Genomic DNA, 15265 nt, shown 5'->3' with positions numbered 1-15265 from the left:
GGCCGCGATATCCGCCTGGGGCGTCCTGTCCAGGTGTCCGTGAAGGTGCGTTGAGCTCCGGGCCAGCCAGGTCCGGTGCGGCTCCGAGGGCGCCGCGTCATCGTCGAGAAGGGCGCCGGATGGGCGGAGCGGGTCGGGCGTTCACAGCAACGACGCTTGCGCGGCGCCGATCGTGCTCTGCCATGTCGGCAGTCCCGGCCACGCTCACGGCTCCACGCAGCGAGCATTGCCCGGCGGGAGTCCGGCCCCGGATGACCGGACTCCTGCGCCGCGTCGCGCCGGTGACCCTCCCTTTCGTGTCCTTGGAGCTCGGCCCCGCCTCACGCCCCAGCGTCCGTTTCGAGGCCGCGTCAGCGCCGCGTGACAGGAGACCCGACGCGATCGCCGATGCACGAAACTAGATGTGGTGGTCCTTCGATGATGCCCCACGATATGTTGGGGCTCAGGGGGCATGACGTGGTGGTCTTTCCCGATCCGACGCCGACAAGCGCACGGGCATGGCGGCTCGGTAACCCAGCGTCCTGGGCACCAGAGCGGACATGTGTGCACAGACGCGATCGCGGAGCGGCGCCGCCTGCGCCGTGCCACAAGGCGGATCCGCTCAGCAGCGGTCGGGCGGCAGTTGACGCGCTTTATGCGCGGATTTCTCCGTCGTCCTACGACGAGACGACATGGCTTGGCGGGACTTCCTGAGGGGCATCCAGCGGCGTGTACGGCTGCGGAGCTTGCTCCGCTCCGAGGTGCGACGTCTCCGCGCCTGCCGGGACAGCTCCCGGCTCGCCGCGATTTCCCCTGCTGGGCTTGCGGGAAGGCGGGACGTCGACCTCGGTCGGTTTGGCCGGACCCCTCTGGAGAGCGTCGATGCCGGCTTCAGCGGGAAAAGTACTTGGTAGCCCGCTTCTCTCCTTTCGACGTGATCTTCTTCTCGACGAGCAGCTTCCGAATCGGGAGGGTCAGCTCCTTCGTGGTGGTGCCCAGATCCTTGGCGATCTGCTCGACGCCCTGGCCGCTGTTGCTCCGGATGTGCTCCAGGACCTTCTGCGTCATGGCGGCGAGCTCTTCCTTCGAGCGCTTCTCGCCCTTCTTGCGGGTGGGCTTCGCGGCGCGAGCGGGGCGACCGACCGCCTTCTTGACCTCCGCAGGCTGCTGGGGAGCGGCCTTGGCCCGACCCGCCTTGCGCGGCGCGGCGGCCGCAGCGGCCGGCTGGCCCTCGCCTCGCAGGGCGTTGGCGACGGCCTCGAGAGCCGCTTTGCGGACAAGTCCGCTCAGCTGAGAGACGAATGCATCAACGTGGCTTTTGATCTCGGTTTCGACGTTGTTCATTGGATCTCGCGTCCCATGAATAGCTAGAGTTGTCAACTGCTGAACAGCACCTTGCTTGAAAATAATTCGAGAGGTGTCCCCCTCTCCCCTCAACGCGCGTCAAGAACCCGCGCTCGCCACCTCCCCGTCGGTCATCGGGTGCTGGGGGCGACCGGTCGAGCCGGACTCCAGCCACCTCGTCTCCCTGGCGACGTCGCGCGACGTCGCGCCGCGAAGCCAGGCTCCGCCCCAACCCAAGAGGGTGCGATGGACAGCGCCGTGCTCCTCTCTGCACCGCGCTCCCGCTTTGGATGCCGCGGCGCGCGTGCCGTGGGCAGCCCCGTAACCGAGGGGAGCCAGCGACATTCCCATGAAGATCTGCTTTCCTGTGCTCCGGACACACGCGCCCCACCGCGCAGCGACCGAAGCGGGCGCCTGACCGAGGGACCGTGGAGGAGCCCGACCCCCCGGGTGGAGCGCCCGCGATGAGGAAAGGTGTCATGGCCGAGGTCGCCGTTCCAGGCGACCCCGGTGAGCTGGAGCGGCAGCCTTTCACTTCTGCACTCCACCCTGCTCCGGCGGCGTAACCGTATGCCCGAGCTCTCGTCTCCCGACCGAGCCGCTCTCCGGGATCGACCGCAACGTGTCGGCCGCCGAGCCGCCCTCGGGCGGTGTCGACGTCATGAGGGCTACCCCACCCACCTGCCAGGACATCCCCCTGGCTGATCGGCGCGGCGGCCCGACGCGGTTGCTCCCACCCACGTTGCAGCCCCCAGGCCATGTCGCCTCCGGCCTGGCTGCGTCTTTTTGCGGCTGTGCTGGAGCTGCCCAACCTCCGGCCGAGTCTCCCAAACCGCTCGCCGTGCCCGAGCTCCGACGGCCGCCCCGGCAAGCCGGAAGTCGCCCTGCGGGAGGCCACGAGGCCGCCGCTCCTGCTCAGCCGCTCATCCTGATTCAGGGGGTGACACTCGTGCTGGGCACCAGGGTGACGCTCGCCCGCGGCTCGCTCCCGTGCGAGGGGGCAAAGCTCACCGTCGCCGCCGAGGGCGACATCGATCCCCCGAGCGGGGCGGCGGTGATGGACGCTGGTGGACAGTTCGTCACTCCTCGGCTGTTCGACGCGCACTCCCACCTCGGGGGCCGCCCGACACCAGGCGCGGCGGCGCACCTGGACGGCAGCGAACGGGAACCAGACACGGGGCCGGTGGCGCCGCAGGCTCAGTTCGCCGATGCCTTCTGGCCCCAGGACCCGGGTATCGAACGGGCAGTCGCTGGTGGTGTTACGACCATACAAGTCCTTTCGGGTTCAGGCAACCTGATTAGAGGGTGCGCGGTAACGATGGAGCTCCGACCGGGCATCGGTCCTCCCATCGCCCCTCCCAGGTTCCTCCCTGATTCCTGCCAGATGCTTCCCAGACGCTCGCCACCGTGGCGCCCGGCGGGCTGAAAGTGGCTTGCGGGGAGAGCCCGAAGCGCAGCTACGGCGGGGACAAGCGGGCACCGATGGCCGGTAGGGGCAACCTCGCTCTCCAGCGGGCGACCTCTCTCAAGGCCAGGAAGCTCCAGACGGACTGGGCGCGATGGAGCGACCGGGAGTCGCGCCGGATTGCGACCGAGGCGAAGACGCCGTCGTCCGCCAGGCCACGAAGCAGGAGCGCTCGACACCCGAGACCTCCTCCCGCGAAGATCCTGCCGTCGAGCCTACTGCCTGCTCGAGGGCGCGTCTCGCGTCGACGTGGGCGCGGCGCGCCATCACCGCAGTCGCCAGCGCCGCCTCCCACACGGGCGATCGCGCGACGCGTGACGGCGGCTCACCGTGATCGGGTGGCCTCACGAGAGCCGCGCGTCGACGCGCGGCGCGCGCGGCTCTCGTGATCAGGGCGCTCGCGCGCGCTGCGCGGCTCTCGTGATCAGGGCGCTCGCCGCCCGACATCTCGACCTGGGCGTTCTGCCCCGTCGCGCCGAGGCGAGCGGCGCCGCGTCACATGACGGCGTTTTTCTAGATGTAAAGGAGAACCGGCGCGGCCGCTTCGGCCGCTCTCCACGGGAGCAGCCGTGATCGCGGCGCTTGCTGCCGGCGCGCGCGACTTCTAGATCGTTCCGGCCGTGGTCAACCCGAGCGCCAAGCAGGATCCCGAAGCCCTCCTCGCCGCCAAGCTCGCGTCGCTCCCGACGACGCCGGGCTGCTATCTGTTCATCGACAAGGCCGGCGCCGTCGTCTACGTCGGCAAGGCGAAGAGCCTGCGCTCGCGCGTCCGCAGCTACTTTCAGGAGAGCGGGAGCGACGCCAGGTACTTCATCCCGATACTCCGGAAGATCGTGGCCGATCTGGAGACGGTGGTGACCGCCACCGAGAAGGAGGCGGCCGTACTGGAGAACGAGCTCGTCAAGCAGCACAAGCCGCGGTTCAACGTCAAGCTGCGTGACGACAAGGACTTCCTTTGCCTCAAGCTCGACACGCAGAAGGCGTGGCCGATGCTCGAGACGGTCCGCCGTCCCGCCCCGGACAAGGCGCGCTATTTCGGGCCCTACCACTCGGCGACGAGCGCGCGGCGGACGCTCCACCTGGTCAACAAGCACTTCCAGCTCCGCACCTGCTCCGATACCGAGATGGCGTCGCGCCGGCGCCCCTGCCTGCAGTACCAGATCAAGCGTTGCCTCGCGCCCTGCGTGATGGATGTGGACCGGGAGCTCTATACGGAGATGGTCCGCTCGGTCGCGCTCTTCCTCGAAGGGCGCCACGACGAGCTCACGGGGGAGCTCACCACGCGAATGCGGGACGCGTCGCGGGAGCTCGAGTTCGAGCGCGCCGCCATCTACCGCGATCAGCTCCGGGCGGTCGAGGCGGTGCGCGAGGCCCAGCGCGTCGTCTACGTGAAGGACGTCGATCAAGACGTGGTGGGCATCTACCGCGAGGGGACGCTCGTGGAGGTCGAAGTGATCTTGGTGCGGAGGGGGCGCGTGACAGACACGCTGTCCTTCTCGCTCCGCAACATGGAGCTGCCGGACGACGAGGTGCTCGGCGGCTTCTTGAACGAGTACTATGGCGTCGCGTCCACCACGATCCCCGATGAGGTCCTCGTGCCGGTGTTGCCCGACGGCGCGGAGGGCGTCGCGGAGTGGCTCGGCGATCGGCGCGGCCGCAAGGTGGCGCTCTTCGTGCCTCAGCGCGGGCCCCGCGTCGATCTGCTCAAGATGGCGAGCGAGAACGCGGCTCACGCGTTCCGGGAGAAGCAGCGGAGCTCCGACGATCTCGAGGCCCGGCTCGAGGAGATCAGGGAGCGCCTTCGTCTCCCGACGCTCCCGCGTCGCATCGAGTGCTGCGACATCTCGCATCTCGGCGGCGGCGACACGGTGGGATCGATCGTGGCGCTCCTCGATGGTCAGCCGGACAAGAAGCGCTACCGCAGCTTCAACGTGAAGAGCGTGGCCGACGGCGACGACTACGCCGCGATGTACGAGGTGCTCTCACGGCGCTTCCGCCGCGGAAAGGCCGCCCGGCAGGCGAGCCCCGCGTCCACCGCAGACAGCGAGGCCGCCCCCGGCGCCGAAGGCGCGCCCGAGAGCGACGTGATGGAGGGCGTCACCGAGAGCGACATGATGGAGAGCGATCCGGCGGAGAGCGACGCGCTCGAGAGCGATGCGACGGAGGGCGACCTGGCTGACGAGGACATCGGCTCGGCAACAGCGAGCGACGCTCCGCCGGAGACGGAAGGGACGCCGGTGTCCGCCGCCGCGGAGCGAGAGAGCGCCGGCTCGGGGGGTGATGTGTCGAGGCGCGCCGAGGCCGGCGGAGGCGAGTGGGATCTTCCCGATCTGTTCGTCGTCGATGGTGGGCGCGGCCAGCTTCAGGTGGCGCTGTCGGCGGCGCGCGATCTCGGCCTGCACGGCCTCCCGATCGTCGGTCTGGCGAAGGAGCGGGAGACGCAGACCGGAGAGAAGCTCGTCGACCGCGTCTACCTGCCTGGCCAGAAGAACGGTATCCCGCTCCGATCCACGAGCTCCGCCCTCTTCTTCCTGGCGCGCGCGCGCGACGAGGCGCACCGCTTCGCAAACCACGCACGCAAGCGGCTCGGCAAGGCGCGGCGCCTCCGGTCCGAGATCGAGGACATCCCTGGGCTTGGCAGCGCGGTGAGGACGGCGCTCCTCCGGGAGCTCGGCTCCATGGAAGGAGTGCGTCGCGCGACCGACGCTCAGATCCTGGCGGTGACAGGGGTCACCAAGCGACACCTGTCAGCGCTGCGCAAGGTCATCCCGTCTCCCGAGTCCTCGCAGCCCGACGCGCCGGCCGAGGACACCGGCGATCTCTCCAAGGCACGGGGGCTCACGCGCTGAGCGCGACCGGCCCGTTCCGCGATGGATCGGTGAAAGATCACGCTGCGACCCGAACGGCGTTCCGGGTTGAGCGCCAAGGCGTTCTCTGCGACGATCCGAACACCAGGCGCCCGGTCGCATTCCGGGCGCGCGCGGTCATTTTTCGATCAAGAGCACCACCTGGCACACCGAGCGCTTCTTGCGGACCCGACGTCGTGGGCGGGCCGCGGCGGGCCGCGCTCGGCGGGCTCGATTCCCGGCGGGCGCCGCCTCGCTCCGGGGTTACGCGGCACGTGAGCACCATGGGAGAAGTACGCGCTGGCCACACGCTCGGTCGCTATGAGCTCCTCGTCCCCATCGCGCTCGGGGGCATGGCCTCGGTGTGGGCCGCTCGAACGGGCGGCCAGCTCCCCAGGATCGTCGCCGTCAAGCTGCTGCGCGCCGAGCTGAGCGACGATCCCGACTTCGAGGCGATGTTCCTCGACGAGGCCACCCTGGTCTCGCAGATCCATCACCCGAACGTCGCGGAGACCATCGATGTGGGCGAGGAGGACGGCGTCCTCTACCAGGTGATGGAGCTCATCGACGGCGAGCCGCTCAACCTGGTTCTCCGCGAGAGCAAGGCGCGCGGCGGCCTGCCGCTCCCCTTCGCGCTCCGCATCGTGGCCGAGGCGGCCCTCGGCCTGCACGCCGCGCACGAGCTGCGCGGCCGCGACGGCAAGCCCGTCGGCCTCGTCCACCGCGACGTCTCGCCGCAAAACATCCTGGTCGGATACGACGGGTCGGTGAAGATCCTCGACTTCGGCGTCGCCAAGGCCGCCTCGAACCTGCAGCGAACCCAGGTCGGCCAGGTGAAGGGCAAGTACGCGTACATGTCGCCGGAGCAGGCGGGCAGCGAGCCCATCGATCGGCGCACCGACGTGTTCACGCTCGGGATCGTCTTCTATCAGCTCGTGACGGGCAAGCACCCCTTCCACGCCGAGAACGATCCTGCGACGGTGCGCCGCATCTGCGACAAGGCGGCAGCCGAGCCGCCGCGGACCCTCGTCCCGTCGCTCCCGGAGGACGTCGGGCGCATCGTCATGAGGATGCTCGCGAAGCCGAGGGACGAGCGCTTCGCCACGATGGCCGAGCTGCGCCAGTCCATCGAGCAGCTGTCGCCAGCGACGCCCATCGCCACCTCGGATGAGCTCGCCGCGCTGATGCAGCAGATGCTCGGCCCGCGCGGCGAGCGGCGGCGCGCCGCGATCCAGGAGGCCATGCAGATCGCGCGCGAGCGCGCGATCGACTCCGACTATCCGCAGTCACAGCAGAGCTCGCCGCAAGCCGCCGCTCAGCCCGGGCGAGCGAGCGCAGAGCGCGGCGCCGGCCCACCGCAGGGCGCTCGGCCGGCGCCGCCGGCGCCGCTGACGCCCGACGAGGGCCACGCGCGGCGCTGGCTCGTCCCCGCGACCGTCGGCCTCGTGGTCCTCGTGGTGCTCGCGGGCGCGCTCCTCCTGCGCTCCTCGCCGCACGGCGGCCCGCCGCGCCAGCCGGGCTCTCTGCTCGTGCCCGGGGCGGGCTCGATCAAGGAGCCGCTCCTCAGGGCCGCGCGCGCCGCATCGAAGGCGCCGCGCGGCGGCCCCGATGTGACGCGGGCCGCACCGTAGCCGCGCCGCGCGCCCGCGTTCGCTTGACGGTTCGGGCAACGCTTTTCAAGATGGCCGCCCTCGCATGGATCTTCGCCGCTCGCCGGAGCTCTGGCGGTTCGCCGCGCTGGTGGCGATCTTCGTCACGAGCGGCCTGGCCATCACCTACCTCGTGCTGCCGCCCCCGCCGGACGACGGCCCTAAGCCCCCGCCGGTCCTCCGCGTGGCGCAGGTGCCGGTGCCGACGGGTGGCGACGTGGTGGCGAACGCGCTCGACCTCGTGCGCCGCTACGCCACCGGGGAGATCCGGATCGTGCTCCCGGACGGCTCCGCGCGCGCGCTCCGCCGCAACGATCTCGGCGTCGAGATCAACCGGGTCCGCCTCGCCGAGTTCGTGCGCGAGGCGCTCCGCCCCGAGAGCGCGCTCCGCCGCGCGCACGAGCGGGCCGCGCAGGAGGACGCGCCGCTCGACATCCCGATCCCGCTCCTCCTCGACTCCGAGCGGGCGATCAGCAAGCTGCTCGACCTGAAGGTCGAGCTCGACGCGCCCGCGGTCGACGCGTATGTCGACCTCGAGGCGAAGCAGCTCAAGCCCGAGAAGATCGGGTATCGGCTGGACGTCTACGGCACGCTCGCGCGCATCGACGCCGCCCTCCGGGCGGGCGAGGACACCGCGCAGGCCAGCGTCGAGACGATCGCGCCGAAGCTCGTCGCCGACCAGCTCGGCAACGTCAAGTTCGATCAGGTGCTCGGCTACTTCGAGACGCGCTACGCGACCGGCGCGAGATCCAAGGAGAGGACGTACAACCTCAGGCTCGCGGCGTCCAAGCTCGACGGCGTGGTCGTCATGCCGGGCGAGATCTTCGACTTCAACGAGACGGTCGGCCCGCGCGACGAGGCGCACGGGTACCGCGTCGCTCCTGTCATCGCCCAGGGAGAGCTCGTCGACGGGCTCGGCGGCGGGACCTGCCAGATCTCGGGCACGCTCCACGGCGCCGCGTTCTTCGCGGGGCTCGAGATCGTCGAGCGCTATCCGCACTCCCGCCCGAGCTACTACATCAAGCTCGGCCTCGACGCGACCGTCGTCTACCCGACGATCAACTACCGCTTCAGGAACCCGTTCGACTTCCCGATCGTGCTCCACGAGACGGTGGCCGGCGGCGTCGTGCGCGCCGAGATCCTCGGGCCCTCGCGCAAGCTCACGGTCACGTACTTCCGTCGCATCGACGAGGTCGTCCCGTTCGAGGAGCTGGAGCGCCCGACGCCGAAGCTGCCCGAAGGGAAGCGGGCGCTCGCTCAGCGCGGCATCCCCGGCTTCAAGACGACGAGCTCGCGGGTCGTCCGCGACGGCGCCTACGCGGTGCGGGAGAAGTGGAGCGACAGCTACCCGCCGACCGCGCAGATCGTCCATGTCGGGAGCGGTCCGCGCGACCCCGAGGCCAAGACGGCCGACGACAATCACCCCGAGTACGTGGCGGACGAGTACCTCGTCGTGACGCAGGGGCCGGACGTCCGCACGCCAGGCGTGACCGGCCCGGAGCCGGGCGGCGGCACCGTCGAGAGCCGCGAGCCCGGGCTCACGGGCGAGCGCGGCTGGACCGAGCGCGCTGGGTTCGGCACGTTCCGCGCGAAGGGGGAGGAGCGCGCCGAAGGGGAAGGCGGCCGCGCGCGCGGCGAGGACGCGCCGCCCGCAGAGGGGATCGCCGTCGCGCACGCCCCGGGCGCGGCGGCGCCGGAAGCCCGTGGCCAGCGGGACCCCGCGGGGGACGAGGCGAAGGGCGGCAAGGGCAAGAAGCGACGCCAGAACCAGAAGAAGACGACGACGACGAGCGATGGCGGCTGAGCGGGCGGCCTCGAGCGAAGCCGCCGTCGGCTGCTCGGCGGCGCTCGCCGCGCGCTGGCCTCGGCGAGCCCCGCTCGCCCTCCGCCGCCGCGGCCTTCAGCGAGCGCCGATCGCCCGGCGCACCTCGTGGAGCGTCGGGCCCGCGAGCGCCCGCGCGCGCTGGGCGCCTTCCGAGAGCAGGGCGTCGATGCGAGCCGGGTTGGCCATGAGGTCGGCGAAGCGGCGCCGCGGCTCCTCGAGCGCGCGGTTCAGCACCTCGAACACGGCCTCTTTCGCCTCGCCCCAGCCGATGCCGCTCTGGTAGCGGCCGCGGAGCGCCTCCGCCTCTTCGGGCGTGGCGAACTCCCGGTAGAGGTGGAAGAGCGGCGAGGTGTTCGGATCCTTCGGCTCGCTCGGGGGCGACGAGTCCGTCTTGTACTTGAAGATCGTCTTGCGCAGCTTCTCCGGCGGCAGGAAGAGCGCGATGGTGTTGTCGTAGCTCTTGCTCATCTTGCGGCCGTCGAGGCCCGGGATCACCGCCGTCTCGGCGCTGATGCGCGCCTCGGGCAGGACGAGGGTCGGGCCGTAGATCGCGTTGAAGCGCTGCGCGATATCGCGGGCGATCTCGATGTGCTGGACCTGGTCCTTGCCCACCGGCACGACATTCGTCTTGAACAGGAGGATGTCGGCCGCCATCAGCACCGGATAGCCGTAGAGGCCCATGTTGATCCCGGCGTCGAGGTCGTCGCTGTCCTCGGCGCCCGAGGCGCTCGGCGCCCCGGCCCGGGACTCCATGTTCTTGGCGACAGCGGCCTTGTAGGCGTGGGCGCGGTTCATGAGCCCCTTCGCCGTGAAGCACGAGAGGATCCAGCTGAGCTCGAAGATCTCCGGAACGTCGGATTGCCTGTAGAAGATGACCTTCTCGGGATCGAGGCCGAGCGCGAGCCAGGTCGCGGCGACCTCGTGGACCAGGCTCCGGAGCTTCTGCGCGTCGTGGATGACGTTGAGCGCGTGATAGTCCGCGACGAAGTAGAGCGCGTTCGACGCGGTCCCTGCGAGCGCGAGCGCCGGCTTGATCGCCCCTACGAAGTTGCCGAGGTGCGGCGTTCCGGTGGGCTTGATGCCGGTGAGGACGGTGCTTGCCATCGTTGTCGTGTTCCTCTGAGGGAGCTCATCCCATTACGCGCTCCTGGCGGGTGATGCCACTGCCACGCCCCAAAAATCAGCCGGGTTTCTTGCTGCGCGGGCGCGCTGGCGCGCGGTGGTACGCGCGTGCGCACCAGCACGAGCTCTCTGCCCGCAGCGCGGCCCCGGAGCATCCGCCCGCGGCGCGGCGTGTACCGTGTCGTGGCCGTGGCCGTGTCGTGGCCGTGGCCGTGGCCGTGTCGTGGCCGTGGCCGTGGCCGTGGCCGTGGCCGTGGCCGTGTACGATTGGCGATTTTCGTGCCACGGTGGACGCCGGACCGACCCCACGACCCACGCTGGCACCTGCGCCATGTCTGGCCGAACGCCGTCATCTCCCGCACCTCGCCCCGAGGTCTCCGCCCCGCCGCCCGCTGGCCAAGCCCCCGAAGGCGCGCGGCCGACCGTCGCGCTCGCCGTCTCGGGCAGCATCGCCGCGTACAAGGCCGCCGAGGTGGCCCGGCTGTTGATCCAGGGCGGCGCGCGCGTGCTCCCGATCATGACGCGCGCCGCGCAGCAGTTCCTCGGGCCCATGACGCTGAGCGGGCTTTGCGGCGAGCCGGTGCGCGACACCATGTGGGATCCCGGCTTCGCGGGCGAGCTGCACGTCGCGCTCGCCGCCGAGGCCGATCTCGTGCTGCTCGCGCCCGCGACCGCCGACGTGATCGCCCGCCTCGCCGCGGGGCGCGCCGACGACCTCGTGACGGCGCTCGCCCTGTGCGCGCGGGGGCCGGTGCTCGCCGCGCCGGCGATGCACCCCCGCATGTGGGCGCACCCCGCGACGGCGCGGAACGTCGCCACGCTCGAGGCCGACGGGCGCGTGCAGCTCGTCGGCCCGGTCTTCGGCGAGGTCGCCTCGGGCGAGCGCGGCCTCGGGCGCATGGCCGAGCCGGCGGCGATCGCGGCCGCGGCGTTCTCGCGGCTCGCCCCGCGCGACCTCGAGGGCCTCCGCGTCGTCGTCACGGCGGGCCCCACGCTCGAGGACCTCGATCCCGTGCGCTTCCTCGGCAACCGGTCGACCGGCAAGATGGGCTTCGCCGTGGCGGAGCGGGCCGCGGCGCGGGGCGCGCAGGTCACGCTCATCGCCGGCCCCGTGTCGCTCTCCACGCCGCCGGGCGCGCGCCGGGTCGACGTGCGCGGCGCGCTCTCGATGCGCGGCGCGCTCTGGCAGGCGCTCGGCGAGGACCTGCGCGGCGCCGACGCGCTCATCATGACGGCCGCCGTGTCCGACTACCGCCCGGCCGAGCAGCACGCGACCAAGCTGAAGCGGACGCCCGACCTCGCGTCGCTCCCGCTCGTGCCGAACCCTGATTTGCTCGCGGAGATCGGCGCGGCGCGCGGTGGGCTGGCGGACGCTGCCGGCGCCGACGGAGCGCGCTCGCCGGTGCTCGTCGGGTTCGCGGTCGAGACCGCCACGGACGAGGGGGTCATCGCCTATGCCCGGCACAAGCTCGCCAGCAAGCGCGTCGACATGATCGTCGCCAACCACGCGGCGGACTCGTTCGGCCGGGACGACAACCGCGCCACGATCGTGACCCGCGACGCCGCCGACGCGCTCGGCGTGTTGCCCAAGCCGGCGCTCGCGGACCGCATCCTCGACCGGGTCTTGCAATTAAGTCGGACGAGTCGGACGAGTCGGACGAGTCAGGCGAGTCAGGCGAGTCCGACGGGTCAGGCGAGCGCGCGATGAGCCCGGGCGAAGACCGCGCCGCGGCCTCTTCCGCCGCGGCTCCTCCGGCTGCCTCTGGCTCGGCCGCCCCGGCCCCGTCGCGCGATCCGCGGGCGATCGATCCGCGCGAGCCGCCGCGCTCATCGCGCCGCGAGGCCGCGCTCATCGCCGCGTCCGTCACCGCCTGTGTCGCGCTCGCCGTCTCGTTCGCGTTCGATCCCGGTCACGCGGGCGCGCCTGCCATGCTCGCGGCGCTCGGCGCGCTCTACGCCGTCCTCACGGCGATCACCGTGATGTGGCTCCGCCGGCGCGGCGAGCTCCGCGCCGCGCTCCGCCCCCTGTCCGGCGATCTCGCGCGCGGCGCCCTTGTCGCGGCGGGGCTCTACGGGCTCGCCATGGCGGTGCAGCTGCTGCTCGCCCCGCGGGGCTCGCCTCGCGAGGCCTGGGTCCTTCGCCTGTACCTCCAGCTCGGCGACCCCTCGGCCGACGCGCGCGTGTTCGTCGGCGCGCTCGTCTTCGTCATTGCCGCGCTGGAGGAGATCGTCTGGCGCGGGCTCGTCCTGCGCGCCCTGGAGGGGCCGCTCGACCGGGGCGCCGCGTGGCTGCTGTCGAGCGCGCTGTTCGCCGCCGCGCACGCCCCCACGCTGTTCCTGCTCGGCGATCCGGTGGCCGGGCCGAACCCGCTGCTCGTCGCGGCGGGCTTCGGCTGCTCGATCGTGTGGGGCCGCGTGGTGCACCGGACCGGGCGCCTGGCGCCGGCGGTCTTCGCCCACGCGTTCTTCTCGTGGGCGATCGTGAGCTTCCCGATCTGGCGGCCGTGACGGGCTCGCGCCTGCCGCGGGATCAGCCCTCGAGCTTCGCGAGCTCCTCTTCGGGCACGTCGAAGTCGGCGTAGACGTTCTGCACGTCGTCGTGGTCGTCGAGCGAGTCGACGAGGTTCAGGCAGACCTCGGCGTCGCGGCCCGCGACCTCTTTCTTGTTCTTGGGGACGTAGCCCGCGGAGTTCGACTTCACCGCGATCTTCGCGTCCTCGAGGGCCTTCACGACGGTGTCCATCACGTCGACGCTGGAGAGCACCTGCCACTCCTCTCCCTGGTCGCTGTAGTCGTCGGCGCCCGCGCCCACGGCGGTGTCCATCAGCTGGTCCTCCGTCGCCGCGTCCTTCGCGAGGAGGATGATCCCCTTCCTCTCGAAGGCCCACTGCGCGGAGCCGCCGGCGCCGAGCTGCCCGTTGTTCTTCTCGAAGATCTTCCGGATCTCGGCGACGGTGCGGTTCCGGTTGTCGGTCATCGCCTCGCAGAGGAACAGCGTCCCGCCGGGCCCTGTCCCCTCGTAGAGGATCTCCTCGTAGTTCGCGCCCTCGATCTCGCCGGTGCCGCGCTGGATGGCGCGCTTGATCGTGTCGGCGGGCATCGCCTGGCCCTTGGCGTCGTTGATCGCCTTGCGGAGGCGCGGGTTGCCGTTCGGGTCTCCGCCGCCCATGCGCGAGGCGACGGTGATCTCCTTGATGAGCTTCGTGAAGAGCTTGCCGCGCTTCGCGTCGAGCGCGCCCTTCTTGCGCTTGATGGTGGCCCACTTCGAATGGCCGCTCATGCCTGTCTGCTCCGTGATGACGGGGCGCTCGCTCGCGGCGCGCGCCCAGGGGGAAGGTTCGGCGCAAGATGGAGCACCGTTCGGTTCGAGCGTAGAAACCGTCAGGGCGCCGGGAGCGCCAGGAGATTGTCGAGCTCTCCTGGCGCTCTCGGCGCCTTTCGGTTCGAACCGTCCGTCGCAATAGCGGTGCGCCCCTGGGGAGGCAACAGCGACGGCACCCCGGCCGCACGTGGAAGGTGGGATCTTGTGAACCGCCAAGGCGCCAAGGACGCCAAGAAAAACACAAAAATCTTGGCGTCTTATGGCGCCTTGGCGGTCCATCGTGCCAGCAGGGCTGGGGAATTCCCCCACCACCCTCGCGTGCCCTCTCCACCGGGAGGGCGAGCGCGGCGGGGAGCCCTCGTCGACCTGGGTCTGTGGCTGCCCCCTCTGTGTCGCTACAGCGCGTAGCCAGTTTCTCCGTGCTCGGTGGCGTCGAGGCCCTCGCGCTCGTCGCTCTCGGGCACGCGCAGGCCGATCAGCTTGTCGACCACCTTGAGGAGCACGAAGGTCACGATGGCGGCGTACAGCCCGACGGCCACGATGCCGGCCAGCTGCGGGACCAGCTGCCCCGGGTTGCCGGCGATCACGCCGTCGCGGCCGGCCTCGTTCAGGGCCTTCTCGGCGAAGACGCCGGTGAGGACCGCGCCGAGGAGGCCGCCCACGCCGTGGACGCCGAACGCGTCGAGCGAGTCGTCGTAGCGCAGGCGCTCCTTCGAGACGACCGCCGCGTAACACACCACGCCCGCGAGCAGGCCGATCACGACGGCGGCCCACGGCGCCACGAACCCGGCCGCGGGCGTGATCCCGACGAGCCCGGCCACGATGCCGGACGCCACGCCGAGCGCGGTCGGCTTGCCTCGCTGCGCCCACTCGACGAGGAGCCACGCCGCGCCGCCCGCCGCCGCCGCGAGGTGCGTGTCGAGCAGCGCCAGCGCCGCGAGCCCGCCCGACGTCAGCGCGCTGCCGGCGTTGAAGCCGAACCACCCGAACCACAGGATGCCCGTGCCCGTCAGGGTCATCGTCAGGTTGTGCGGCACGTGCCGCTCGTGCGGATATCCCGTGCGCTTGCCCAGCACGAGCGCGCAGATCAGCGCCGAGATGCCCGCCGCGAGGTGAACCACGGTGCCGCCCGCGAAGTCGAGCGCGCCCATCTCGAAGAGCCAGCCCTTCTCCGCCCACACCCAGTGCGCCACCGGGTCATAGACGAGCGTGGACCAGAGCAGGATGAAGACCAGGTACGCCGAAAACCGCATCCGCTCGGCGAACGCCCCCGCGATGAGCGCGGGCGTGATCACCGCGAACATCATCTGGAACGCCGCGAACGCGATGTGCGGCACCGTGCCGCGCTCCACCGTCGCGATCCCGTGCAGACCGACAAAGTCGAACCCGCCGATGAGCCCACCGTGCGAGGTCCCGAACGCGAGCGAGTACCCGATGGCCACCCACTGCACCGAGATCACCGCGAGCGCGGCGAACGAGTGCATGAGCGTCGCGAGCACGTTCTTGCGGCGCACCATGCCGCCGTAGAACAGGGCGAGGCCCGGCGTCATGAAAAGGACGAGGGCTGTCGATGCGAGGAGCCAGGCCGTATCCCCAGTGTCGATCTTCATGGCACCGGGGTAACGTGCCCGATGTTTCAACGAGGTTTCGTGGCCGCGGCAGGACGCATTTGACAGGAAGTCGGGAAATTTCTAACGCCCGTTCCGGCGGCGC

The 15265-nt window shown here is 71.1% G+C and carries 10 protein-coding genes; 5 read left to right on the top strand and 5 right to left on the bottom strand.

Annotation, left to right across the window (positions count from 1 at the left end):
- Positions 1-870: 870 nt before the first annotated feature.
- Both WMF34_RS37555 and WMF34_RS37550 read right to left on the bottom strand, forming a co-directional pair.
- Positions 871-1323 carry a hypothetical protein gene (locus WMF34_RS37555; protein ID WP_012240008.1) on the bottom strand — a complete coding sequence of 151 codons (453 nt, stop codon included), beginning with the start codon at positions 1321-1323 and terminating at the stop codon, positions 871-873.
- Positions 1324-1854: 531 nt separating this feature from the next.
- Positions 1855-1986 carry a hypothetical protein gene (locus WMF34_RS37550; protein WP_269454207.1) on the bottom strand — a complete coding sequence of 44 codons (132 nt, stop codon included), beginning with the start codon at positions 1984-1986 and terminating at the stop codon, positions 1855-1857.
- 1422 nt (positions 1987-3408) lie between these two features.
- Between WMF34_RS37550 and uvrC the strand changes: the two genes are divergently transcribed.
- The 3 genes from uvrC (at position 3409) to WMF34_RS37535 (ending at position 9087) form a co-directional block, all read left to right on the top strand.
- Positions 3409-5637, top strand: a complete 2229-nt coding sequence (gene uvrC / locus WMF34_RS37545; RefSeq protein ID WP_437990811.1) for an excinuclease ABC subunit UvrC — start codon at positions 3409-3411, stop codon at positions 5635-5637.
- 281 nt (positions 5638-5918) lie between these two features.
- Positions 5919-7265, top strand: a complete 1347-nt coding sequence (locus WMF34_RS37540) for a serine/threonine-protein kinase (protein ID WP_437990810.1) — start codon at positions 5919-5921, stop codon at positions 7263-7265.
- Between the two features lie 64 nt (positions 7266-7329).
- Complete coding sequence (locus WMF34_RS37535) at positions 7330-9087, top strand: VanW family protein (protein ID WP_012240003.1); 1758 nt, start codon at positions 7330-7332, stop codon at positions 9085-9087.
- A 96-nt stretch (positions 9088-9183) separates the two neighbouring features.
- Here the strand turns inward: WMF34_RS37535 and WMF34_RS37530 are convergent, their stop codons facing one another.
- Entirely contained in the window at positions 9184-10212 is a 1029-nt protein-coding gene (locus WMF34_RS37530; protein WP_437990809.1) for a tryptophan--tRNA ligase, read from the bottom strand.
- Between the two features lie 349 nt (positions 10213-10561).
- Here WMF34_RS37530 and coaBC point away from each other — a divergent pair, with 349 nt between their 5' ends.
- Together coaBC and WMF34_RS37520 are read left to right on the top strand one after the other, a co-directional pair.
- Positions 10562-11938, top strand: coding sequence for a bifunctional phosphopantothenoylcysteine decarboxylase/phosphopantothenate--cysteine ligase CoaBC (gene coaBC, locus WMF34_RS37525; protein WP_012240001.1), 1377 nt, complete (start codon positions 10562-10564; stop codon positions 11936-11938).
- A complete protein-coding gene (locus tag WMF34_RS37520) occupies positions 11935-12738 on the top strand; it encodes a CPBP family intramembrane glutamic endopeptidase (RefSeq protein ID WP_437990808.1) in 804 nt (267 codons plus the stop codon). The genes coaBC and WMF34_RS37520 overlap by 4 nt, the downstream gene beginning before the upstream one ends.
- A 22-nt stretch (positions 12739-12760) precedes the next feature.
- Here WMF34_RS37520 and WMF34_RS37515 read toward each other — a convergent pair whose 3' ends face one another.
- Positions 12761-13510, bottom strand: a complete 750-nt coding sequence (locus WMF34_RS37515; RefSeq protein ID WP_044966745.1) for a YebC/PmpR family DNA-binding transcriptional regulator — start codon at positions 13508-13510, stop codon at positions 12761-12763.
- Between the two features lie 437 nt (positions 13511-13947).
- Positions 13948-15162 carry an ammonium transporter gene (locus WMF34_RS37510; RefSeq protein ID WP_437990807.1) on the bottom strand — a complete coding sequence of 405 codons (1215 nt, stop codon included), beginning with the start codon at positions 15160-15162 and terminating at the stop codon, positions 13948-13950.
- Between the last annotated feature and the right edge of the window lie 103 nt (positions 15163-15265).

The organism is Sorangium sp. So ce145 (assembly GCF_051525985.1).
In the GTDB taxonomy this organism is placed as follows: Bacteria; Myxococcota_A; Polyangia; order Polyangiales; family Polyangiaceae; genus Sorangium; species Sorangium cellulosum_B.
Note: the sequence above shows the minus strand (reverse complement) of the source record. Positions and strands in the feature narration are given on the sequence as shown.